Source organism: Nakamurella aerolata (genome assembly GCF_013002705.1).
In the GTDB taxonomy this organism is placed as follows: domain Bacteria; phylum Actinomycetota; class Actinomycetes; order Mycobacteriales; family Nakamurellaceae; genus Nakamurella; species Nakamurella aerolata.
The window spans coordinates 443,375-464,765 of sequence record NZ_JABEND010000003.1 but is presented as its reverse complement, the minus strand read 5'-3'; the positions used below and the strand labels follow the sequence as shown (position 1 = coordinate 464,765).

The 21,391-nt window shown below is 68.6% G+C and carries 15 protein-coding genes and 1 pseudogene; 5 read left to right on the top strand and 11 right to left on the bottom strand.

Annotation, left to right across the window (positions count from 1 at the left end):
- Positions 1 to 12 precede the first annotated feature (12 nt).
- The 4 genes from hpaD to HKD39_RS08155 form a co-directional block, all read right to left on the bottom strand.
- The gene (hpaD, locus tag HKD39_RS08170; protein ID WP_171199336.1) at positions 13 to 1,167 is read right to left on the bottom strand and encodes a 3,4-dihydroxyphenylacetate 2,3-dioxygenase; all 1,155 of its coding nucleotides are present in this window, start codon (positions 1,165 to 1,167) and stop codon (positions 13 to 15) included.
- Between the two features lie 64 nt (positions 1,168 to 1,231).
- Complete coding sequence (hpaE, locus tag HKD39_RS08165) at positions 1,232 to 2,773, bottom strand: 5-carboxymethyl-2-hydroxymuconate semialdehyde dehydrogenase (RefSeq protein WP_171199335.1); 1,542 nt, start codon at positions 2,771 to 2,773, stop codon at positions 1,232 to 1,234.
- Complete coding sequence (locus HKD39_RS08160; RefSeq protein ID WP_171199334.1) at positions 2,770 to 3,537, bottom strand: GntR family transcriptional regulator; 768 nt, start codon at positions 3,535 to 3,537, stop codon at positions 2,770 to 2,772. The genes hpaE and HKD39_RS08160 overlap by 4 nt, the downstream gene beginning before the upstream one ends.
- Positions 3,534 to 5,132, bottom strand: a complete 1,599-nt coding sequence (locus tag HKD39_RS08155) for a fumarylacetoacetate hydrolase family protein (RefSeq protein ID WP_171199333.1) — start codon at positions 5,130 to 5,132, stop codon at positions 3,534 to 3,536. The genes HKD39_RS08160 and HKD39_RS08155 overlap by 4 nt, the downstream gene beginning before the upstream one ends.
- 139 nt (positions 5,133 to 5,271) lie before the next feature.
- Here HKD39_RS08155 and HKD39_RS08150 point away from each other — a divergent pair, with 139 nt between their 5' ends.
- Positions 5,272 to 6,699, top strand: coding sequence for an MFS transporter (locus tag HKD39_RS08150; RefSeq protein ID WP_171199332.1), 1,428 nt, complete (start codon positions 5,272 to 5,274; stop codon positions 6,697 to 6,699).
- Here HKD39_RS08150 and HKD39_RS08145 read toward each other — a convergent pair.
- Entirely contained in the window at positions 6,671 to 8,341 is a 1,671-nt protein-coding gene (locus HKD39_RS08145; protein WP_171199331.1) for a thiamine pyrophosphate-binding protein, read from the bottom strand. The two genes, HKD39_RS08150 and HKD39_RS08145, sit on opposite strands and share 29 nt — an antisense overlap.
- A gap of 217 nt (positions 8,342 to 8,558) precedes the next feature.
- Entirely contained in the window at positions 8,559 to 10,712 is a 2,154-nt protein-coding gene (locus tag HKD39_RS19455) for an FAD-dependent monooxygenase (protein ID WP_246232188.1), read from the bottom strand.
- 151 nt (positions 10,713 to 10,863) lie between these two features.
- Here HKD39_RS19455 and HKD39_RS08130 point away from each other — a divergent pair, with 151 nt between their 5' ends.
- Positions 10,864 to 11,586, top strand: a complete 723-nt coding sequence (locus HKD39_RS08130; protein ID WP_171199330.1) for an IclR family transcriptional regulator — start codon at positions 10,864 to 10,866, stop codon at positions 11,584 to 11,586.
- 109 nt (positions 11,587 to 11,695) lie between these two features.
- Here HKD39_RS08130 and HKD39_RS18730 read toward each other — a convergent pair whose 3' ends face one another.
- Both HKD39_RS18730 and HKD39_RS19450 read right to left on the bottom strand, forming a co-directional pair.
- A complete protein-coding gene (locus HKD39_RS18730; RefSeq protein WP_212754215.1) occupies positions 11,696 to 13,978 on the bottom strand; it encodes a GH25 family lysozyme in 2,283 nt (760 codons plus the stop codon).
- 402 nt (positions 13,979 to 14,380) lie between these two features.
- Positions 14,381 to 15,205, bottom strand: a pseudogene (locus tag HKD39_RS19450) (DeoR/GlpR family DNA-binding transcription regulator).
- A gap of 192 nt (positions 15,206 to 15,397) precedes the next feature.
- On the opposite strand from HKD39_RS19450, the gene HKD39_RS08100 reads away from it, so the two are divergent.
- The 3 genes from HKD39_RS08100 to HKD39_RS18725 are packed head-to-tail and all read left to right on the top strand — an operon-like array spanning position 15,398 to position 17,537.
- Positions 15,398 to 16,048 (top strand): MFS transporter, encoded by a 651-nt coding sequence (locus tag HKD39_RS08100; RefSeq protein ID WP_171199328.1) that lies wholly within the window; start codon positions 15,398 to 15,400, stop codon positions 16,046 to 16,048.
- Between the two features lie 8 nt (positions 16,049 to 16,056).
- Positions 16,057 to 17,382, top strand: coding sequence for a four-carbon acid sugar kinase family protein (locus HKD39_RS08095; RefSeq protein ID WP_212754212.1), 1,326 nt, complete (start codon positions 16,057 to 16,059; stop codon positions 17,380 to 17,382).
- Positions 17,298 to 17,537, top strand: coding sequence for a nucleotide-binding domain containing protein (locus HKD39_RS18725; RefSeq protein ID WP_212754210.1), 240 nt, complete (start codon positions 17,298 to 17,300; stop codon positions 17,535 to 17,537). The genes HKD39_RS08095 and HKD39_RS18725 overlap by 85 nt, the downstream gene beginning before the upstream one ends.
- 28 nt (positions 17,538 to 17,565) lie before the next feature.
- Here the strand turns inward: HKD39_RS18725 and HKD39_RS08090 are convergent, their stop codons facing one another.
- From HKD39_RS08090 to HKD39_RS08080, 3 genes are read right to left on the bottom strand one after another with little or no spacing between them, the layout of a single operon-like run.
- Entirely contained in the window at positions 17,566 to 19,941 is a 2,376-nt protein-coding gene (locus HKD39_RS08090) for a glycoside hydrolase family 65 protein (RefSeq protein ID WP_171199327.1), read from the bottom strand.
- On the bottom strand, positions 19,938 to 20,804 hold the full coding sequence (locus HKD39_RS08085; protein ID WP_171199326.1) for a beta-phosphoglucomutase family hydrolase: 867 nt from the start codon (positions 20,802 to 20,804) through the stop codon (positions 19,938 to 19,940). Before HKD39_RS08085 ends, HKD39_RS08090 begins: the two co-directional genes overlap by 4 nt.
- Before the next feature lie 53 nt (positions 20,805 to 20,857).
- Positions 20,858 to 21,271 carry a DoxX family protein gene (locus HKD39_RS08080; protein ID WP_171199325.1) on the bottom strand — a complete coding sequence of 138 codons (414 nt, stop codon included), beginning with the start codon at positions 21,269 to 21,271 and terminating at the stop codon, positions 20,858 to 20,860.
- Positions 21,272 to 21,391: the final 120 nt, after the last annotated feature.

Genomic DNA, 21,391 nt, shown 5'->3' with positions numbered 1-21,391 from the left:
CTCGCCGGGCGCTCATAGTTGGTGTCCCAGCTTGTATTCGCCCTTCTTCCACTCCGGCATCTCGGCCTCGGCGCCCTTGTTGGTGTACGAGAAGCCGTCAGCGCCGATGGTGACCTCCATCTCGCTGGAGTCGGTGCGGGAAGTCAGCGGCTGCACGTTGCCGTCGAGGTCAAGCACCGGTGAAGCGTCGGTGTACCAGGACGGCACCACCGGGTTGCCCCACCAGTCGCGGCGCTGATTGTCGTGCACATCCCAGGTCACAACGGGATTGTCGGGATCGCCGGTGTAGTAGTCCTGGGTGTAGATCTCGACCCGGTGCCCGTCCGGATCTCGCAGGTACAGGTAGAACGCGTTGGACACCCCGTGCCGTCCCGGCCCGCGCTCGATGGCGTCGCTGCGGCGCAGCGCCCCGAGCTTGTCGCAGATGGCCAGAATGTTGTGCTTCTCGTGCGTGGCGAAGGCCACGTGATGCATCCGCGGGCCGTCGCCGCCCGTCATGGCGGTGTCGTGCACGGTGGGCTTGCGCCGCATCCACGCCGCATACACGGTGCCGGCCTCGTCCTGAATGTCTTCGGTGACCCGAAACCCCAAGTCCTCCATGTACTTCACGGCCAGCGGAACATCGGGAGTGACCTGGTTGAAGTGGTCTAGGCGCACCAGCGCGCCGGGGGTGTACAGGTCGTACCGCCAGGCCAGCCGCGGCACGTGCTCCACCTGGTAGAAGAACTCGTAGGGGAAACCCAGCGGATCCTGCACCCGCACCGAGTCACCGACACCCTTCGTCCAGCCTTCGGGCCGCCGCTCCACCCGGCAGCCGAGCTCGGTGTAGAAGGCCACGGCCTTGTCCAGTTCTTCAGGGCCGCGCACCCGGTAGGAGAACGCGGCCACCGCCGCCACCGGTCCCTGGCGCAGTACCAGGTTGTGGTGGATGAACTCCTCCATCGACCGCAGGTAGACGGCGGTTTCGTCTTCTTCGGTGACGACAAGGTTCAGCACGTCGACGTAGAAGTCGCGGGACCGCTTCAGGTCGGTCACCACCAGCTCCATGTAGGCGCAGCGCACCACATCGGGTGGCGGCGCGCTCGGGGTGGGAATCGGGTGGTCGGTGCTGATCGGGTCGGTGTCGGTGACGACCGGTTCCGGGCTGTCCGGTTCGATGACGGGCATCTGCGGGTCCTTCCTCGGCGGTGAGGCAGATGGATGCAGGTGGATGGTGGTGGGTGAGGAAAGTTCAGTGTGCGGCGGGCTTTTCCTTGCCGAAGGTGGGGTTGGGGGTGGGCCCGAGGGTGATGTGTACGGCCTGCTGCTCGGTGTAGAAGTCGATCGACCGGTAGCCGCCCTCGTGGCCGAGCCCCGAGGCTTTCACCCCGCCGAACGGTGTCCGCAGGTCGCGCACGTTGTTGGAGTTCAGCCACACCATGCCGGCCTCAAGCGACTGCGCGAAGTTGTGCGCCCGCTGCAGGTTGTTGGTCCAGATGTAGGCGGCCAGACCGTACTTGACGCCGTTGGCCAGCTGTAGCGCCTGCTCTTCGGTGTCGAACGGCGTGATGGCCACCACCGGCCCGAAGATCTCCTCCTGGAAGATCCGGGCCTGCGGCGCGACGTCGGCGAAAACGGTGGGCGCCACAAAGTTTCCGCTGTCGAAACCTTTGGGACGGCCGCCGCCGGCCACCAGCCGGCCCTCGTTCTTGCCGATCTCGACGTAGCTCATCACCTTGTCGTAGTGCTCGGGATGCACCAGCGCGCCGACCTCGGTGCTCGGATCGTGCGGGTAGCCGACCCGCACCCGCTCGGCCTGCTCGGCGTACTTGCGCACGAACTCGTCGTAGATGGTGCGCTGCACCAGGATCCGGCTGCCGGCGGTGCAGCGTTCGCCGTTCAGCGAGAACACCCCGAAGATGGTGGCGTCGATGGCGGCGTCCAGATCGGCGTCGTCGAAGACCACCGCCGGCGACTTGCCGCCGAGCTCCATCGACAGCCCCTTCAGGAAGGGTGCGGCGTTGCCGAAGATGATCTCACCGGTGCGGCTTTCGCCGGTGAACGAGATCAGTGGCACCTCAGGGTGTTTCACCAGAGCGTCGCCCGCGTCCTCGCCGAGCCCGTTGACCAGGTTGAACACGCCTTCCGGCAGGCCGGCCTCGGCGAAGATGCCGGCCCAGAGCGACGCCGACAGCGGGGTGAACTCCGCCGGTTTGAGCACAACGGTGTTGCCGGTGGCGAGCGCGGGCGCCAGCTTCCACGATTCCAGCATGAACGGGGTGTTCCACGGGGTGATCAGCCCGGCAACGCCGATCGGCTTGCGGTTGACGTAGTTCATCTGCCGGCCAGGCACCTTGAACGCGTCGTCGGTCTGTGCCACCACCAGATCGGCGAAGAACCTGAAGTTCTCGGCGGCCCTTCGGGCCTGCCCGAGCGCCTGGGTGATGGGCAGACCCGAGTCGTAGGACTCCATCTCGGCCAGCTGCTGGTCGCGTGATTCGACGATGTCGGCGATCTTTTGCAGCACCTTCGCGCGTTCCCGCGGCTGCAGCCTCGGCCACGGTCCCTGCTCGAAGGCATGGCGGGCGGCGGCGACGGCGGCGTCGATATCGGCCGCCTTGCCGGCCGCGGCGGTCAGGTACGGCTGGTTGGTGACGGGGTCGAGCACGTCGAAGGTGGCGCCGTCGACGGAGTCGACATGCTGCCCGCCGATGTAGTGCTGCAGCTTGGTCGGCAGTCCGGCAGGTACCCGACCGGAATCGGGCGTTGCTCGGGCAACGGTCTTCTCGCTCAAGGGTTCTTCCTTCCCCGGGTGGTGGCGTTGGTGCTCGCGGTGTTGGGGCTTGCGGTGTTGGCCGTGTTGGCCGTGTTGGTAGTGGCCGAGTGCCTGGCATCGAGAAAGGCGTTCAGCGTCCGCCAGCGATGCTCTCTTGCGGCAAGTTCGATGTCGAGCGGGTCGGCGCCGGCGCGGATCATCTCGACCAGGTCGGCGTGTTCGGCCACCGAGTGCTCGGCCCGGCCGGGGATCACCGAGAAACTGGAATCGCGCAGCCCGGACAACCTGACCCAGCCGCGGTCCACCAGGTCCAACAACTGTTTGTTGGGGCACGGCGCGAACAGGATGCTGTGGAACTGCTGGTTGAGGGCGGTGAACGCCTGTGCGTCAAAGCTTTTCAGCAACCGGTGCATCTGCCGGTTGATCAGGTCGGCCTGCCGCAGGTCGCCGGGCGACAGCAGCGGCGCCGCCATGGCGGTAGCGGTGCCCTCGACGATTCCGAGGGTCTGCATGGTGTCGACGTATTCCTGTTCGTCGACCACCGCGACCCTGGCGCCGACGTTGCGCTCGAAGGTCACCAGGCCCTCCGCCTCCAGCCGGCGGATCGCCTCGCGTACCGGGACAACGCTCATCTGCAGCTCGTCGGCGATCGCGCCGAGCACCAGCCGGTAGCCGGGGCCGTAGCGATGATGGTCGATGCGGTCGCGGATCCACCGGTAGGCGCGCTCGGACTTGCTGGCCGGTGCGGACGCCGGCGGCTCGGAAAAGGCCGGGCTGCTCATCGGTCCGAGCCACCAGCTGCGCCGGCGGTCGGCGATTCAAACCGCTTGCGCCACTGCGCGTTCATCGGGAAAAGGCCATCGACCGGGTGGCCCTCGGCGACCCGCTCCGCGATCCAGGCGTCCTGCGCCTCCTGCGCCAGCGTCGCATCTGCGACCTCATCGGCCAGCTCCGGCGGGATCACCACCACCCCGTCGCTGTCGCCGACGATCACGTCGCCGGGCAGCACGGTGGCGCCGCCGCAGGCAACGGCAACGTCGACCTCCCACGGCACGTGGCGTCGGCCGAGCACCGCGGGATGCGCCCCCATCGAATACACCGGCAGCCCGATCTCGGCGACCGCCGCGTAGTCGCGGACGCCGCCGTCGGTGACGACGCCGGTGGCCCCCGCGGTCTTGGCGCGCAGCGCCAGAATGTCGCCGAGGGTGCCCGATCCGGTCTCGCCGCGGGCCTCGATGACGATCACTTCGCCGGGACGCACCTCGTCGAAGGCGCGCTTCTGGGCGTTGTAACCGCCGCCGTGCGTGGCGAACAGATCTTCCCGGCCAGGCACGAATCGCAAGGTTTTGGCGGTGCCGACCAGCTTCTGGTCCGGGTGCATGGGCCGGACGCCGTCGATGCTGACCGCGTTCAGCCCCCGCTTGCGCAGTTGCGCCGACAACCCGGCGACCGGGGCGGCGAACAGCTTGTCCCGCAGCGCATCCGACAATCTGCCGGCCGGTGCCGCCGGTGCCGCCGGTGCCGCCGGTGCCGCCGGTGCGGCCGGTGGGGCCGGAGTCGGTGATGGTGGCGCAGGGCTCGCAGAGCCCAGGCCCGCCGCCGCGGCCGAGCCGTAGGCCTCGGTGCGCTGCTTGTCGTCAGCCGATGGCAGTGAGCCCAGAGCGGGGTCGAAGGCCCGCTCGCCCTGGACGACGGTGGTGACCAGCCGGCCGCTGCTGGGCGCGCCGGGCGCCTGGGGTGCGTCGACCTCCACCTCGACAACATCGCCCGGTTGCACAACGGTGGAGCCGGCCGGTGTTCCGGTGAGGATCACGTCACCGGCCTCGAGGGTGAAGTGCTGCGACAGATCGGCGACGAACTGGGTCAGCGGGAACAGCAGCCCGCCGGTGCTGTCGTCCTGCACCAGGGTGCCGTTGACCCAGGTCCGCAGCCGCAGCTGCGCCGGGTCGATCGCGCGGGCGTCGATCAGCTCTGCGCCGACGGGGGTGTATCCGTCGCCGCCCTTGGAGCGCACGTTGGAGCCTTTGTCGTTGGCGCGCAGGTCGTACAGGCCGAAGTCGTTCGCCGCGGTCACCCAGCCGACATGTTTCCAGGCGTCGTCCACCGAGACCGACCGCGCCGAAGTGCCGATCACAACGGCGATCTCGCCCTCGAAGGCCAGCAGCTCGGTGCCGGCGGGGCGGGTGATCCGGCCGCCGGTGGCGGCTACCGAGCTGGACGGCTTGAAGAAGTACGACGGTGCTTCCGGCCGGCGTCCGCGTTGGTCGGCGCGGGAGGCATAGCTGAGGTGGACGGCAATGATCTTGCCCGGCGCGCGCGGCAGACCGCGGAATCGCGTGTCGACCGGATCGAGCGACACAGCCTGTTCAGAATCCATAACTCCTGACCTCTTGTTTCGTATGTCAAATCGTATACCATCTACCGAGTCGCGGCTACGTCAACTGCTGGGCGGTTGTCGTCATCCCCATCGCTGGGGTCCTGGCCGCCCAGCGTGACCAGCAGACAAGGGAGTCGCCATGTCGGACAGCGCCGTCAACGGCACAGCGGGCAACACCGTCCCGGCCGAGAAACACCAGCCCACCAACCCGGCCGAACTGCGCAGGGTCGCCGTTGCCACCGTCATCGGGACCACTGTTGAGTGGTACGACTTCTTCGTCTATGCCAGCGCCGCCGGCCTGGTTTTCGCCGACCTGTTCTTCAAGCCGGCCGGTAATCAGGTGGCGACCTTGCTGAGTTTCGGGACGGTTGGGTTGAGCTTCCTGTTCCGCCCACTCGGTGCCTTCATCGCCGGGCACCTCGGTGATCGGATCGGGCGAAAACGCCTGCTGGTATGGACTCTCATGCTGATGGGAACGGCGACCACGCTGATCGGGGTACTGCCGACCTACGCCCAGGCCGGGGTGATCGCGCCGATCCTGTTGATCCTGCTCCGCATCCTGCAGGGCCTTTCCACCGGCGGCGAGTGGGGCGGCGCCGTGCTGATGGCGGTGGAACACGCCCCGGCTGGCAAGCGTGGCCGCTACGGGGCCTTCCCGCAGATGGGGGTCCCGCTCGGACTGCTGCTGGCCTCCGGGGTACTGGCGCTGATGACGGGCGTGATCTCGCCGGGCGAGGCGTTCACCCAGTGGGGATGGCGGATTCCGTTCCTGCTCAGCTTCGTGCTGATCCTGGTCGGCCTGGTAGTCCGCCGCCGGGTGGAGGAGAGCCCGGTGTTCAGCGAACTCGCCGACAAACGCCAGCGCTCCTCGATGCCGATCGTGCAGCTGCTGAAGAACCATTGGGTGCTGGTGATTCTCGCCGCGCTCACCTTTGCCGGCAACAACGCCGCCGGGTACATGACGACGGGCGGCTACCTGCAGGGCTACGCCACCAAACCCGTCGCAGACGGCGGGCTGGTCGGCATGGAGAAGACACCGGTGCTGATCGCCGTCGCCGGCTCCGCGCTGGTGTGGTTGCTGTTCACCTGGCTCGGTGGGTCGCTCTCCGATCGCATCGGCAGGCGCAACACCTACATCATCGGCTGGGTGATCTTCCTGATCACGGTGTGGCTGCTGTTCCCGCTGGTCGATTCCGGTAATGCCTGGCTGTTCTTTCTCGGGGTGGCGCTGTTCACCATCGGCAACGGGCTCACCTACGGGCCGCAGGCCGCGTACTTCGCCGAGCTCTTCCCGGCCTCCATCAGGTATTCCGGTGTATCGATCGCCTATGCCATCGGTGCCATCCTCGGCGGGGCCTTCGCCCCGCTGATCTCCGCGAGGCTGGTCGACGTGACCGGAACGTCGTGGGCGGTGGCCTGGTACATCGCCGGCGTGATGGTGATCGCGTTCGTCGCGACGCTGATCCTCAAGGACCGCACCAACATTCCGCTCGGCGCCGATGCCGAGAAGCTGCAGGAGCAGAGCCCGATCCACGGCGTCAGGCAGGTTTCGGCCGAGCGGAGTTGACGGCGATGATCTCCTGCTGGTACGGGGCCACCACCCGCCCCGAGATGCGCAGATCGAGCAGCAGGAACGGGCGATCCGCCGGATCGGTGGCGGCCCATTCGGCCAGCCGGTCAAGGTCGGCGAGGCGGCGCACCACCACGCCCTCGGCGCCGACGGCAGCGCCAAGTGCGGCGAAGTCGACCTCGGGAATCAACATCGGTTGCTCGGCCAATCCCTTGAGCCCGTAGAGATTCACCTCGGCTCCATAGGCCGCGTCGTTCCACACAACGGCAAGCCCGCGACCGCCGGCCACCCGGACGGCGGTCTCCAGATCGGCCAACGCCATCAGGCCACCGCCGTCGCCGGTGGTGAGCACAACGGTGGCGGTGGGCCGGGCCAGGGCGGCGCCCGGCACGCTGGCGAAGCCGAGCCCGATGGACTGATATGCCGTGCCCACCATCATCATCCGGTCGGGGGTGGCCACCGGCCAGTACATGTTGGCCCAGCCGATGAAGTGTCCGCCGTCGGACACCACCACCCTGTCCTCGGGCAGCAGCTCGCCGATCCTGGCGGCCGCCGCACGCGGGTCCAGCCGGCCGTCCGGAGCCAGCTCCGCACCCGTCTGGGTGGCGCGAAGGCGTTCCGGTGAAACGGTTTCGCGCCAGCGACGGGGGTTACCGCCGCGCGCCGTGACCCGGTCGGCCAGCTCGGCCGCCGCCAGCGCGGCGTCGGCGCGGATGAACCCGCCGACCTGCGGATGCGAAGCGGACCCGGCGATATCGACCTGGACCACCGTTGTGCCGGGACCGAACAGCTCGCCGAACCGCATGGTGAACTGATTGAGCGAGGCGCCGAACACCACCACCACGTCCGCCTCGTGCACCGTCTGCATCGCGCCCGCAGCGCCGAAGCCGCCGGTGACGCCGAGGTCGTACTCAGCATCGGGGAAAACGCCGCGCCCCAGGGCGGTTCCGGCGGTGAGCGCGCCGGTGGCGGACGCCAACCGACCCAGCTCGGCTCCGGCGCCGGCCAACCACGCCCCCCGGCCGGCAAGCAGGAACGGGCGCTGTGCGCTGACCAGCCGGTCGGCCAGCGCGTCCAGCTGTGCCTGGGCGAACGCGCCGGCCGGCGGCAGCGGTGGTGGGAGCTGCAGCCCTGAGGTGGCCGGCACCTCGCCGACCTCGAGCGCGGCAACGTCGTACGGAATGGCAAGCACCGTCGGCACTCGGTAGCTGAGCGCGTGCTCCACGGCGATCACGGTGGTTTCCGCCGCGTCGCTGCGTCCAACGGTGTAGGTGCGGGCGCCCACCGCGGCGGCGAGCGCGATCTGATCCACGTCCCAGGGACGCGGCCCCGACGTGGGCTCGTCACCCACCACCAGCACCAGCGGGGTGTGCGCCTGCACCGCCTCTGCCAGTGCGGTCAGCGTGTTGGTGAAGCCGGCGCCGTAGGTGGTGGTGGCGACGGCCAGCCCGCCGCCGGCCCGGTAGTGCGCGTCCGCGGCGACGACGGCGGACGCCTCGTGTCGCACCGCGGTGTAGTTGATCGGTGTCTGCCGCTCCACTGCATCCAAAAAGTAGGCGTTGCCGTTGCCCATCACACCGAAGATCTGGTCGACATGGTCGGCCAGGGTGAGAGCGACGTGTGCGGAAACCGTTGACATGAGAAACCTTTGCGACATAGACGGGACTGTCCGTATATGTCTGGCGCTCATCCGGACGGCGGAGGCCGGCGGCGTCACGTGCCCATTTTTCGAGCACCGGCGAAGCGATCGCCTGACCGGCAAACCATACCCGCCGGCGCCGCCGATCGACAGCCCCTCGTGGGTCCGGCCGCCCCGGCTCGGGCCGGCTGCCTCCTGTCGTACCGGCCGATACCGGTCAGACCGGGCTCGGAGCTCCGGCCGCCGGGGACGCAGGTGCTGGCCGGGAATCGTTCTGCGGCAGCAGGTTCTGGTCGAAGAACTCGGTGAGTTCGGTGCGGGCCGTCAGCGGCAACACCTGGGCGACGTACTGGTCCGGCCGCACCACCACGATCGTCCCGGCCGGGTCGATACCGCGCAGCTCACGGATGTCGTGCTCGGCTGCGACGGCGTAGACCTTCTCGTAGTCGATCAGTCCGAACGGGCCGACGCGCGGCAGGAAAAGCTCTGGTACCGCAGCGATGTCCACCTCGTCGTAACCGGCCGGGTAGACCACCTTGACGTCGAAGACGGCGTCGAGGTCGGCGTCGGCAGGGGTGTGGCGGCGCACCGGGGAGGCCGGGTCGGTGGCCAGCCACTCGGCCAGCGCTGCCGCCGCTGAGTCGGCACCGGCGCCGGAGCCGGCTCCGGCACCGGCGACGCCGCCCGGTACCGCGTCGGCGAAAACGTAGATGCGCCAGCGCCCGTCGGCCCTCTGGTGGTGACCGAGCTGCACCGGATTGCCGTCGGCCACCCGCACCACCGGTGCCGAGGTGAACCGTTTGCCGACGGTGAATCCTGCCGCGAGCTGCTGGTGCTCCTTGCTGCCGGTGAGCATCGACGGTTGGTATTCGGTCATGAAGCCGAACAGGAATTCCAGCGTCTGCACGTAGAACCGGCCGAGCTCGGTGGGATCGTCGGCGTCCTCGGGATTCTTGGCCATCAGCGCCGACCACTGCTTGTCGAAATCGATGAGGTTCTGGGCGATCACCTGCCGCTCCGCCGAATAGGTGTGCAGCAGCCGCTCCGGGCTGCGCCCGGTCAACACGTACCCCAGCTTCCAGCCGAGGTTGAAGCCGTCCTGCATCGAGACGTTCATGCCCTGGCCGGCCTTGGCGCTGTGGGTGTGGCAGGCATCGCCGGCGATGAACACCCGCGGCAGTCTCGCTGGCGTTGCCGTGCCGACGCCGGCATCGGCGGCCATGCCTGCGCCGGGTTCAGCTCCGCCCGGTTCATCGCCTGTCGGCCCGACAACAGTGAGCCCGCCGGGCCCTTCGTCGGTGAGCCCGCTGGGCCCGTCGTCAGCGAGTCCATCGACACCGTCGACATCGTCGACATCGTCGAACTTGTCGGTGAGCCGGTGTCCGACCTCATACACGCTGTACCAGGCCACGTCTCGCACCTCGAGGGTGTACGGCGAGAGGATTTCGTTCGCCTTGGCGACGGCGGTTTCGACGGTGGTGGCCCGCACCTGTCCGGCGTCCTGCGCCGACACCGCGCCGAGGTCGACGTACATCCGGAACAGGTAACCGCCCTCGCGCGGGATCAGCAGGATGCTGCCGTGCCGGGACTGGATCGCGCACTTGGTGCGGATGTCGGGGAAATCGGTGACGGCCAGCGCGTCGATCACCGCCCAGGCGTGAAACGCCTGGTCTCCCTTGAGTTTCCGGCCGATCGACTCGCGGACGGCGCTGCGCGCACCGTCGCAGCCGACCACGTACCTGGCGCGGACCTGCCGGGTGCTGCCGGCGTCCGGGCCGGCGGTGCGCCGCAGGGTGACCGTCACCGGGCAGTGGTCCCGCTCGGGTACCGAATTCGTTGCCACGCTGGGGGATTCGGTGATCGAAAGCCCGACGAACTCGTAGCCGAAGTCCGGCTCGATCCGGGCCGGCCCGTTCGCCGCGTACTCGGCGAAGTAGTCGAGCACCCTTGCCTGGTTGACGATCAGGTGCGGAAACTCGCTGATACCACGGGGATCGTCCTCGGTACGTGAGGTCCGGATGATCTGCGTCGGGTCGTCCGGGTCGGGTGCCCAGAAATTGGTGTGGGTGATGCGGTAGGCCTCGGCGGTGATGCGTTCGGCGAACTCGAAGGCCTGGAAGGTTTCCACGCTGCGCGGTTGGATGCCGTCGGCCTGGCCGATCTCCAGCCGACCGGGCCGGCGCTCCACCAACCGGGTGGTGACCGAAGGGAACTGGGACAGCTGCGCGGCCAGAATCATCCCGGCCGGGCCGGCACCGACGATCAGCACGTCCACCTGCTCCGGGAGTTCCTCCGGGCGGTCGGTTCCGGTTCCAGCGGCCGGCCGGACGCGCGGATCCCGCGAAACATAGCCGTGGTGGTGAAACTGCATCTGTTTCCCTCTGTTCGACGCCGTTGTCGGTGCACTGGCCATACCGTGTGTTCTATAATCGAACGCACTGTTCTGATAACGAATGCCTCGATGGTAGGTCGCGATTCCGCACCGGACAAGGCCGGAACCGCGACGGCGGACGGAGACGCTGATGAGTAGGGACGGCGCAGCACGGACGTCGACGCCGGCGTCGCAGACCCTGAGCCGCGGTCTGACCATCCTGGAACTGCTGGCCGCGGCCGGTTCGGCGCTGGCCATCGACGATGTTGCCGCGAAGTTGGGCGTGCACCGGTCGGTGGCCTATCGACTGGTGCGAACCCTTGAGCAGCATCGGCTGGTCGACCGCGACCCGGCCGGCAGGATTCAGCTCGCCGCCGGCCTTGCCGCGCTGGGCGCGGCGGTGAACCGCGACCTGCAGGCGGTGGCTGCCGGTGCGTTGACCGGCGCCGCGAACGAGCTGGGGATGACGTGTTTTCTCGTCGTCGAAGATCGCGGCGAGTGCATCACGCTGCTGAGCGTCACCCCGGTCCGCGCCGTCGCTTCGGTGGCACAGCGGCCGGGCGCGCGGCACCCCGTCACGGTCGGAGCGCCTGGGCGCGCCATCCTCGCGATACTGCCGGAGCCGGAATGGCCGGCGGCGGTGCCGGCATCGGTACGTGACTTGGTGGACGAGGTGCGCAGCCGCGGTTACGCCACCAGCGAGGACGAGGTGCTGCGCAATGTCAGGGCTGCTGCCGTGCCCCTGCCGGTGCCCGGCCATCGGCCGATGGCGGTGGCCGCCATGCACGTCGCCGCCGGCAGCACCCTGGACGCCGAGATCGCCGCTCGACTGCAGCAAGCGGTCGGCGCCATCACCGCGCAGCTCGGCGGCTGAGTACCGCTGTACTGCGGTGACTGCGCTTGCGGCGACCGCGGAAGAAGCGATGGGCCGGCACACCCGTGGTCTGCCGGCCCATCGTTGGTCTCGCTGACTGCCGCCCGGATCAGTGGTTGATCTGGAACCAGGGCTGAGCCCAGCCGAAGTACTGCTGGCCCCAACGGTTCTCGATGTCGGCGATGGTGGTGATCGACAGCTTGCCAGGGCCGTCGATGTCGTTCGAGACGAACTTGCCGTCACCGATCGAGATCATCACGTGGCCGGCGCTGCTGGAGTTGAAGAAGGCAAGCGCGCCGACCGGCACGTCCCGGTTCCCGGGGTTCTTGTACTGCGCCGGAATGGATTTCCAGTGCGACACCGCGGTGTACGAACCACTTGCGGTGAAACCGTAGGCGCGGGCAACGATGTTGTCGCACTTGCGGTAGTACTGACCCCGGTCGACCTGACCCACCCTGGCCTTGGCCCACTCCACGGCCTCGGCACAGCTGCGCGGGTTGTTCAACCGGTCGCAACCGGCGGTTGGCGGAGCCGGGTCATCGAGCCGGATTACCCCACCGGTGAACTTCTGCTCCCAAGCATTGCCGTTGCGGTACTCGTCGCCCACCGGGTAGCCGTACTTGCCCTTCTCCCAGTCGGCGGCGGCGTAGGCCTTGAAGATCTCGCCCTGCACTTTCCAGGCGCCGGTCGGCAGTGTCCAGTAGATGTGGCCGTTCTCGAACTGGAAACGCTGGAAGCAGCCACCGTCCTTGATGCCGCAGATCTCGTCGGTGATCGGGTAACCGATCTGCGCCTTCTCCCAGCCCAGCGATGCCCACTTGTCGCGGATCACACCGCGGGTGAAGTGCGCGCCGGTGGCCGGCGACCAGTAGATGGAGCCGCGCTCGAAGTGCTGGCCGCAGCCGCCGTCCCGCAGTCCGCAGAACTCGACATCGAGCGGTGCACCCAGGAAGCCCTTGCTGCCGCCCAGCTCGTTGTATTTCTCGCCGATGGAACCCTTGACCTCCGGCATGATCTCCTTGCCGGCGGCCAGCGACTTCAGCTGCTTCTCGCTGCCGGTGAACACATCTCGGTCAAGGCCGTCCGGCTCGTTCTCGCCGAGCTTGGTCTGCAAAATGGTGGCCGGCCACTTGCCACCGGCCAGGCTGGTCCAGCTTTGGTTCTGCACCTTCACCAGCCAGAGCGGGTTGCCGGCGAAGTCAGCGGTGTCGCCGGTACAGGGCTTCCACCAGTTGACCGCGGTGTAGATCAGTGCGTCGCGCCCCGTGCGCTTCTTGTAGGTGGCAAGGAAGTCGGCGATCCAGGACCGCATCTGCTGCTGCGAAAGGCCGTAGCACTCCGGAACGCCCTTCTCGACGGGCCATTCGATGTCCAGCGCGCCCGGCAGGGTGCGGCCGTCGTCGCTCCAGCCGCCGCCGTTGTCGACGAAGTAGTTGGCCTGCGCCGCGCCGGACGCCCCGGCAGGATTGGCGAAGTGGTAAGCACCGTGAATCATTCCGGCGTCGATGGCCCGCTGGTTCTGCGCGGCAAAGGGCGGAGACTTGTACGTCGAACCCTCTGTGGCCTTGGTGATGACGAACCTGGTGCCGGCCTGGAACTCCTTCTTCAGGTCGACGTCGGCGTTGTGGCTGCTGATGTCGATGCCGGGGATGTTGGTGGCACCGCCGCCGACGGGCGGCGCCGGCGGTGCCGGTGGCGCCGGGGGAGTGCCGTTGCCGCCGCCGCAGTCCGGGACGCCGGCGGCGCGGCCGTCGCTGCCGGTCTTGACGTAGGCGTCGGTGACGAAGTAGCCGTCAGCGGTCTTGTCCCACAGCGTTGAGCCGTAGGCCTCTTCACCTTCAACCTGGCAGACAACGGGGACGTTCTGGCCGGCCTGATAGGCGTTGACCTTCAAGGTTTTTGAGCTCTTGCTCGGTCCCTCGCGGCCGTCCAGGTCGGCCTTGGCCAGGAAGCTCTTGGCGCCGGCCGCGCCGGTGGCGCCACAGTCGGGCACCCCGGCGGCGCGGCCGTCGCTGCCGGTCTTGACGTAGGCGTCGGTGACGAAGTAGCCGTCAGCGGTCTTGTCCCACAGCGTTGAGCCGTAGGCCTCTTCGCCTTCAACCTGGCAGACAACGGGAACGTTCTGGCCGGCCTGATAGGCGTTGACCTTCAAGGTCTTTGAGCTCTTGCCCGGTCCCTCGCGCCCGTCCAGGTCGGCCTTGGCCGGGAAGTCGTAGGTCTGCGCGGCGAAGTTCAGCGCTGCCGGCTGCGCGGCGCCGGCAGCTTGTACCGCCGATCCGGCGCCGATGGCCGGCGCCGGTTGCGCCGAGCCGGCACCGCTGAACACCCCACTGGCGCCGGCGACGGTGATGCCGGCTGCCAGCGCGGTGGCGAGCAGCGCGGACCCGGCCACTGCTGATTTCCTGGAGAAGGAGCGCCGGCCTCGGCGCTGCACTGCATCCTGCTGATTCATCACGATCCCCCTCGTGAGCGATGCCGGCGGCACCATGCCGGGCGGCAGTGAATGGCGCCGGATGGGTTGCTGACCGGCTGCACATCAAGCTCACATGCGCCGCAGATGCTCGCGATGGGGAGAACTCCACGGTGTGAACCACCCCGGGCTCGTTGCCGCGTGAGCTGCAGTAAATCGATTGCTCGGATGGGGAGTTGGCACCATCGCCGCGCTGCCGGCGCTGGGCGGGTCCAGCGCTGCGCAGGCTGCGGCTGGGGCACGGTTCAGGTGCGGCACGGTGCGGTTGGGGCACAGCGCGGGTGACGGTTCGGGTGGGACGGTGCGCGTCCCTGGCGGAACCGGTCAGGAGTCAGCCGCGGCGACGCCGGTGGCGATCGGCTCGGCCACGGTCAACTCGAGGCCGGCCTCGCGCACGGTGTCGAGAAACTCGGGTGGCGCGGCGCTGTCGGTGATCAGGTGGGTGAAGTCGGTCAGCGAGCCGAGGTGATAGATCGCGCCCTGACCGATCTTGCTGCTGTCCAGCAGCAGGATCCGTTGCGGCGCAGCGGCAATCATCGCGCGTTTCACCGCGACAATCTGCTGGTCCTGGTGGTAGGTCTCGCCGCCGCGCACCGCAGAGCAGGACGCGATCAACACGTCGGCGTACACCGAGGCGATGGCCTGCTCGCACAGCAGGCCGAGGTAGGCTTGGTACCTGGAGACGTAGTCGCCCCCGAGCCCGATCAGCCGGTGCTGGGTGGTGTTGGTGAGGTACTACATGGTCGGGAAGCAGTTGGTGATGACGGTCAATCCGTCACCGGACGGGAGCTGCCGCACCGCCGCCAGCGTGGTGGTCGATTCGTCACAGATCACGGCCTGGCCCGGTTCCACCAGCGCGGCCGCCGCCCGGCCGATGGCCTCCTTGGCCGGCACCGCCGCGGTCAGCCGATACGGAAAGTCGCTCTCCAACAGCGATGACCCGTGGGCGGTGGCACCGCCGCGGATCCGCCGCAGCACGCCCTCCGATGCCAGCGCGTCCAGGTCGCGGTGCACCGTCATCCGGCTGACGCCGAGCAGGCCGACGAGTTCGTCGATGGTGACGGAGCCGAAGGTGTGCACCCTGTCCCGAATCTGCTGCTGACGCTGCAGCGCCTTGGTGGCCTGACCGCCGCCCCCGACCTCGGTCACCGGCACCTCCCAGCCTGGTGTGACACCGGTCCGCCGCAGTCGGCAGCCGCAACAGTGCCGTCACTTTTGTATCACCTGGGTAGCAACCGAAGTCCCAGCTGTATCAAGAATGCTCCCGGTGCACGACCTTGCGATCGACTCTTGCGCCATTCTGATAGCTGTTGTTACGTTGACGTCGCACGGGATGGGTTAATGGCATCGCTGGGCAACTGGCGGGTCTGGTACTTCTCGTTGATCTACTTCTGCATTCAGATTGCGGTGTACGGCATGACGTTCACGCTGCCGACCCAGGTCACCAACATCACCGGCCAGAAGCTGGGTATCGCGGCCGCCCTGGTGACGGCCATCCCGTGGGTGTTCGGGTTGTTGTCGGTCTGGTACTTCCCGCGGCTGGCCGACCGCACCCGCAAGCACCGCCCGATCGGGACCGGGCTGCTGCTGGTCACCGCGATCGGTATTGCGCTGTCCGGCATCGCGGCCGGGTCACCGCCCATTGCCATCGCCGGTTTGGCGTTGGCGGCCATCGGGTTTGTCGGTATGCAGCCGATCTTCTGGGCCCTGCCCACCGAGTACATGACCGGTTACGCGGCGGCGGCCGGCATCGGCTTGATCAACTCCCTCGGCAATCTCGGCGGGTTCCTGGCGCCGAACATGAAGGACATGTTCAACCGCACGGTCGGCGGCAATGCCGGGCTGTACTCGCTGGCGGTCGCCGCGGTGATCGGCGCACTGCTGTTCGCCGCTACCCGATACTTCAAGCGGGCCAACGAGATCGAGGCGGGCGAGTTCGACACCCTCTCGGCAGATCGCGCCGTTGCGCCGGCAAGGGCCGTTGGCCGGTAACGGTGCCGGTGCAGCTGGCCGAGCTGCTGGCAGACGTCCCGGACGGTCCGCGGGTGGACGCGGCCGCGCTGCGGGCCGCCGGGGCGGACGGCGAGATCCTGGTGGTGCTCGACGACGACCCGACCGGAACCCAGTCGGTCGCCGATCTGCCGGTACTGCTGGAGTGGACGGAGCCGGATCTGCAGTGGGCGTTCGAGCAGGGCGCGCCGGCCTGCTACGTGATGACCAACAGCCGAAGTCTCGCGCCGGAGGCGGCCGCCGCGGTCAACCGTGAGGTGGCGCAGCGGGCTCTTGCCGTCGGTGCCCGCCTCGGCCTGCGCCCGCGGTTCGTCTCCCGGTCCGATTCGACGCTGCGCGGCCACTTTCCGCTGGAGACGCAGGTGCTGGCGCAGGTGGTCGGCGCCGATACTGCGCACCCGCCGGACGGGGTGCTGCTGGTGCCGGCCTTTCCCGACGCCGGGCGCATCACCGTGAGCGGGGTGCACTACGCCGGCGACCGGAGCGGCTACCTGCCGGTGGGCCAGACCGAGTACGCCGCCGACAACACCTTCGGCTACCGCTCGTCGCAGCTGCGGGAGTGGGTGCTGGAGCGGTACGCCGTCGCTGCGCCGCAGCAGGATCCGCCGGAGGTGGAGCTGCTCGACCTGCCGACGCTGCGCACCGATCCGGAGGCCACCGCGGCCGCGGTGCTGGGGCTGCGGCCCGGTCGGGTGCTGGTGGCCGACAGCGCGGACGAGAACGACCTCAGGTTGCTCGCCGCCGCGGTGCTGGCCGCGGCGGCCGCCGGGGTGCGGCCGCTGATCCGCTGCGGGCCACCGCTGCCGCGGGCGCTGATCGGGCAACCGCGCCGAGAACCGCTGTCCGGCAACGAGTTGCGCCAGCTGACGACGTCCGATTCTGGCCGTGCCGGTGGTGGGCTGATCGTGGTCGGCTCGCACGTCGGGCGCACCACCGAGCAGCTTGCGGCGCTGCTGCGCCGGCACGGTGGCCTGCCCGTCGTCGAGTTGCCGGCGACCCCGGCGAGCCGACCGAACTCTGCGCAACCAGCGAGCTCACCCGGCGCCGCGGACCGGGCCGCGCTCGACGACGGACGCTCGGTCGACGCGCTCGCGAACCAGCTGGCGGCGATTCTCACCGACTCCGACGCGGTGCTGGCCACCAGCCGCGTCGTGGTGACCGGTGACGATCCGCAACAGTCGCTTGCCATTTCCGTGAGGTGTCGCGGCGGCTGGTCGCGACCGTGCACGCCGTGCTGGAACGCATCACCCCGCGGTTCGTCGTCGCCAAGGGCGGTATCACCTCGTCCGACGTGGCGCGGCACGGCCTCGAGGTGACAAGGGCAACGGTGCGCGGCACCCTGTTGCCAGGGCTGGTCTCGTTGTGGCAACCGGAATCCGGGCCGGCCACCGGCGTGCCCTACGTGGTGTTCGCCGGGAACGTCGGCGACGTGGACGCGCTGGCCGAGGTGGTCGACCGGCTGCACGGCTGACCCTGCCGGCGCAAGCAGTGCCGGCCCGCTACTCCTCGCGGAAGGCCTCGATCGGCGGCCGGCCGGCCGGCTGTTGCGGTCGCGGCCCACGCGGCTGCACCGGGTGGATCGGCAGCGTCACCGGATCCGCGCTGGTCACGGTGAACTCCTTGTCGTAGTGCCGCAGCGTGAGCTTGGCGTCCGGGCCGTCCTCGATCCGGTAAGTGGCCTCGGAATCGGTGATCTCCGCCCGCACCTTGATGTTCTGCCAGCGAATCGCGAAGGCCAGCCGGGTGATCTCCTTCGGCAACGCGGGGGCGAACGACAGCCGGCCGCCGAAGTCCCGCATCCCGCCGAAGCCACAGACCAGCGCCAGCCAAGCGCCGGCCAGCGAGGCCACATGCACGCCGTCGCTGGTGTTGTGCGCCAGGTCGTGCAGATCGATCAGCGCGGTCTCGGTCAGGTAGTCGTGCGCCAGCTCCCGGTGCCCGACTTCCGCGGCCAGCACGGCCTGGGCGCACGCCGACAGCGACGAGTCGCGCACCGTCAGCGCCTCGTAGTAGTCGAAGGCGGCGGCCTTCTGCTCCGGGGTGAACTCGTCACCGCACCAGTGCATGGCCATCACCAGGTCGGCCTGCTTGATCACCTGTTTCCGATAGATATCGAAATAGTGGTAGTTCAACAGCAGCGGATACCGGTGGGTGGCAGCGGTTTCCTCGAAGTCCCAGCGCGGATGCTTGGTGTAACCGCGGTCCTGCTCCACCACGCCGGTGGCCGGGTCGACCGGAATCGCCATGGCGTCGTCGGCGCGGCGCCACGCGGCGATTTCACCTGGGTGCACGCCCAACTCCTTGGCCGCTTCGGGCCAGCGGTCGGCGCAGTCGGCGGCATGCCGGAGGTTCCGCGCTGCCATGGTGTTGGTGAAGGTGTTGTCGTCCACCAGTGCCGAGTACTCGTCCGGCCCGGTGACGCCGTCGATGTGGAAAAGACTGTCGTTGCCGTGATTCCCGACGCTCATCCACAACCGGGCGGTCTCCACCAACAGCGGCAACGCGATCTTCTCGTCGAACTCGGAGTCGCCGGTCCACATCACGTAACGGGTCGCGGCAACGGCGATGTCGGCGTTCACGTGCATGGCCGCCGTCCCGGCCGGCCAGTACGCCGAACACTCCTCACCGTGGATGGTCCGCCACGGGAACAGGGCACCGGCGTGGTGCAGGGTGTTGGCCCTGTCCTTGGCCATGTCGATGGTGGACTGCCGCCACGCCAGCGCACTCCTCGCGGCATTCGGCAGCGTCGCGGTGAGCACCGGCAGCACGTAGGACTCGGTGTCCCAGAAGGCATGTCCGTCGTAGCCGGGACCGGTGAGTCCCTTCGCCGGGATGGCGCGTTCCTCGGTGCGGGCGCCGGCCTGCAGCACGTGCCACAGCCCGAAGCGCACCGCCTGCTGAACAACCGGGTCGCCGTCCACCTCGACGTCGGCGCCGTCCCAGAAGTCGTCGAGGTAGGCGCGCTGCTCGTCCAGCAGGGCGTCCCAGCCGGTGTAGGTGACAGCGGCGAGAGCGCCGTCCACCTGATCGCGGACGGCTGGCAGGCTGCGCCGGGACGACCAGCCATAGGCCACAAACTTGGTGACCTTCAACGTTTCTCCCGGTTGCAGCCGGGTGCCGATGGTGGTGCGGGTCCAGTCCGGGTGACTCTCGGTGCGCACCGTCGAGTACGGGCCCTCGATGTTCAGGTCGGTGACCACCCCGACCCGCAGCCGGCTCGCCTTGGTGCGGTGCATCAGAAAGCTGCGGGTGCCGTCGTGGTTGTGCTCCTCCGGCTCCAGCGGCGACTCCAACGCGGCAGCCACCCGCGGATCGTTCGATGTCGCAGGCACGTACTCGTTGGCCACCAACTCCGACTGCAGCACGATGCGCAGCGGCGAATCGACCGGCTCCACCTCGTAGTGCACGGCCAGAATCGCCCGCTGGGTAAAGGAAACCAGCCGGGTGGAGCGCACGATCAAGTGTTTGCCCGACGGCGAGATCCACTCCACTTCACGGCGCAACACCCCGGCCCGCATGTCCAGCGTCCGCTCGTGCCGCAGGATGGTCCCGTACCGCAAGTCGAAGGCCTGGTCGTCCACCAGCAGCCGGATCAGCTTGCCGTTGGTGACGTTGACGACGGTCTGGCCTTCCTCCGGGTAGCCGTAGCCGGCCTCGGCGTACGGCAGCGGACGCTTCTCGTAGAACGAGTTCAGGTAGGTGCCGGGCAGCGCACTCGGATCGCCCTCGTCCAGGTTGCCGCGCACCCCGATGTGCCCGTTGGCCAACGCGAACACCGACTCGGACTGGCCGAGCCGGTCGAAGTCCAGGTGAGTTTCGCGCACCGTCCACGGATCGACCGCGAACTGGTTGGCCGGCAGGTCGGGCTGCCTCATCGCTGTTCCTTTCCTGGGTGGGGCTCGGTGGGCTGTGCCGCGGGCGCTCGATCGGCTTTGGGCCGTTCGGTGGGGGCCTGGCCGGTGGTTGCTTGATCGGTGGTTGGTTGGTCGGTGGTTGCTCGGTGCGGGGCCAACAGGTCGGCAAGGTCGTCCACCACCACGTCGGCACCGCCTGCTGCCAGCTGCTCCCCGTGCTCGGGCGACACCCGGTTCACCCCGACGACGTAACACCCGGCGGCCCGTCCGGCTTGCACGCCGGAGATCGCGTCCTCGAAAACGGCGCAGGCACTCGGGGGCTGGCCGGCGAGCTTGGCTCCGGCGAGAAATGAGTCCGGGGCGGGTTTTCCGGCGATGTGCTGATCGGCGAGGGTGACGCCGTCGATCCGGCCCTGAACATAGGCCGCCAATCCTGTCACCTGCAACACCCTGCCGGTGTTGGCGCTGGACGACACCACGATGCGGCCAAGCCCGGCCTGCTGAGCGGCCTCGAGATAGCGGCGGCTGCCAGGGTAGACCGTGACCCCGTCGCGGTCGATGGTGGCCACCAGCGCCTCGTTCTTGAGGTTGCCGAGCCCCCACACCGTCGGAGCGTCCGGCCGGTCGTCCGCGGTGCCGTCCGGCAGCGAGATTCCGCGCGAGGCAAGGAAATCGCGGACACCGTCCTGGCGGGGCTTGCCGTCGACGTACGCGGTGTAGTCGTCGTCGGTGAACGGGGCGAACCCGTCGCCGTCGCGCCCGCGCAGGAACTCGTCGAAGGTCTGCTTCCAGGCGGCCTTGTGCACCGAAGCGGTATCGGTGAGCACCCCGTCCAGATCGAACAAGCAGGTGGTCACCTGGTCGGGAAGTCCCAGGTGCGGCATGGCTTTTCCTCCACTCACGTTCAGGACATGGCCGCCGGCAGCGCTGGCCCGGCTCAGTCGCTCGACTTTTTCTTGCGGCCGCCGAATGCCACCAGCAGCAGGCCGCCGAGCAAGCCGGCGTTCTTGAGCAGATGGGTGCGGTGCATGGCCTTGGCCGCCGGATCGTCGTGCTCCCAGTACGGATGCCCGACAACGGTGGTGGGGATCAGGCTGGCGGCCAACACCGTTGCGGACAGCCGAGGCGCCTTGCCCAGCGCCAACGACGTCCCGGCCAGCACCTTGGCGATGCCGTCCGCCCTGATCAACGTCGGCGACGGCGGCAGCGACGACGCCTTGTCGCCGAGCCGCTGCTTGATGAACTTGTCGACCGGCGCTGCCTTGCCCTCTGGCTTGGTGGCGGCGTCGAACCCGCCGACCACAAAGATGCTCGCGATCAGCGGACGGGCCACGGCTTGAATGACGCTCATACCGCCAGTATGGCCAGGCCGGCGCACGAGTCCCGCAGGCCCGCCGCTTCGATGGTGGGGTATCTCATCCCCGCCGGCCGAGCGGTGCCGACCCGGCGCCCGGACTGGGCCGTTGCGGCC

Bases quoted from the DNA above. Each gene is read 5' to 3' on its own strand.
- HKD39_RS08100 (WP_171199328.1), top strand. From the start codon at position 15,398: ATGGCATCGCTGGGCAACTGGCGGGTCTGGTACTTCTCGTTGATCTAC.
- HKD39_RS08160 (WP_171199334.1), bottom strand. From the start codon at position 3,537: ATGAGCAGCCCGGCCTTTTCCGAGCCGCCGGCGTCCGCACCGGCCAGC.
- HKD39_RS08085 (WP_171199326.1), bottom strand. From the start codon at position 20,804: ATGCCGCACCTGGGACTTCCCGACCAGGTGACCACCTGCTTGTTCGAT.
- HKD39_RS08090 (WP_171199327.1), bottom strand. From the start codon at position 19,941: ATGAGGCAGCCCGACCTGCCGGCCAACCAGTTCGCGGTCGATCCGTGG.
- HKD39_RS08155 (WP_171199333.1), bottom strand. From the start codon at position 5,132: ATGGATTCTGAACAGGCTGTGTCGCTCGATCCGGTCGACACGCGATTC.
- HKD39_RS08145 (WP_171199331.1), bottom strand. From the start codon at position 8,341: ATGTCAACGGTTTCCGCACACGTCGCTCTCACCCTGGCCGACCATGTC.
- hpaD (WP_171199336.1), bottom strand. From the start codon at position 1,167: ATGCCCGTCATCGAACCGGACAGCCCGGAACCGGTCGTCACCGACACC.
- HKD39_RS19455 (WP_246232188.1), bottom strand. From the start codon at position 10,712: ATGCAGTTTCACCACCACGGCTATGTTTCGCGGGATCCGCGCGTCCGG.
- HKD39_RS08130 (WP_171199330.1), top strand. From the start codon at position 10,864: ATGAGTAGGGACGGCGCAGCACGGACGTCGACGCCGGCGTCGCAGACC.
- HKD39_RS08150 (WP_171199332.1), top strand. From the start codon at position 5,272: ATGTCGGACAGCGCCGTCAACGGCACAGCGGGCAACACCGTCCCGGCC.
- HKD39_RS08080 (WP_171199325.1), bottom strand. From the start codon at position 21,271: ATGAGCGTCATTCAAGCCGTGGCCCGTCCGCTGATCGCGAGCATCTTT.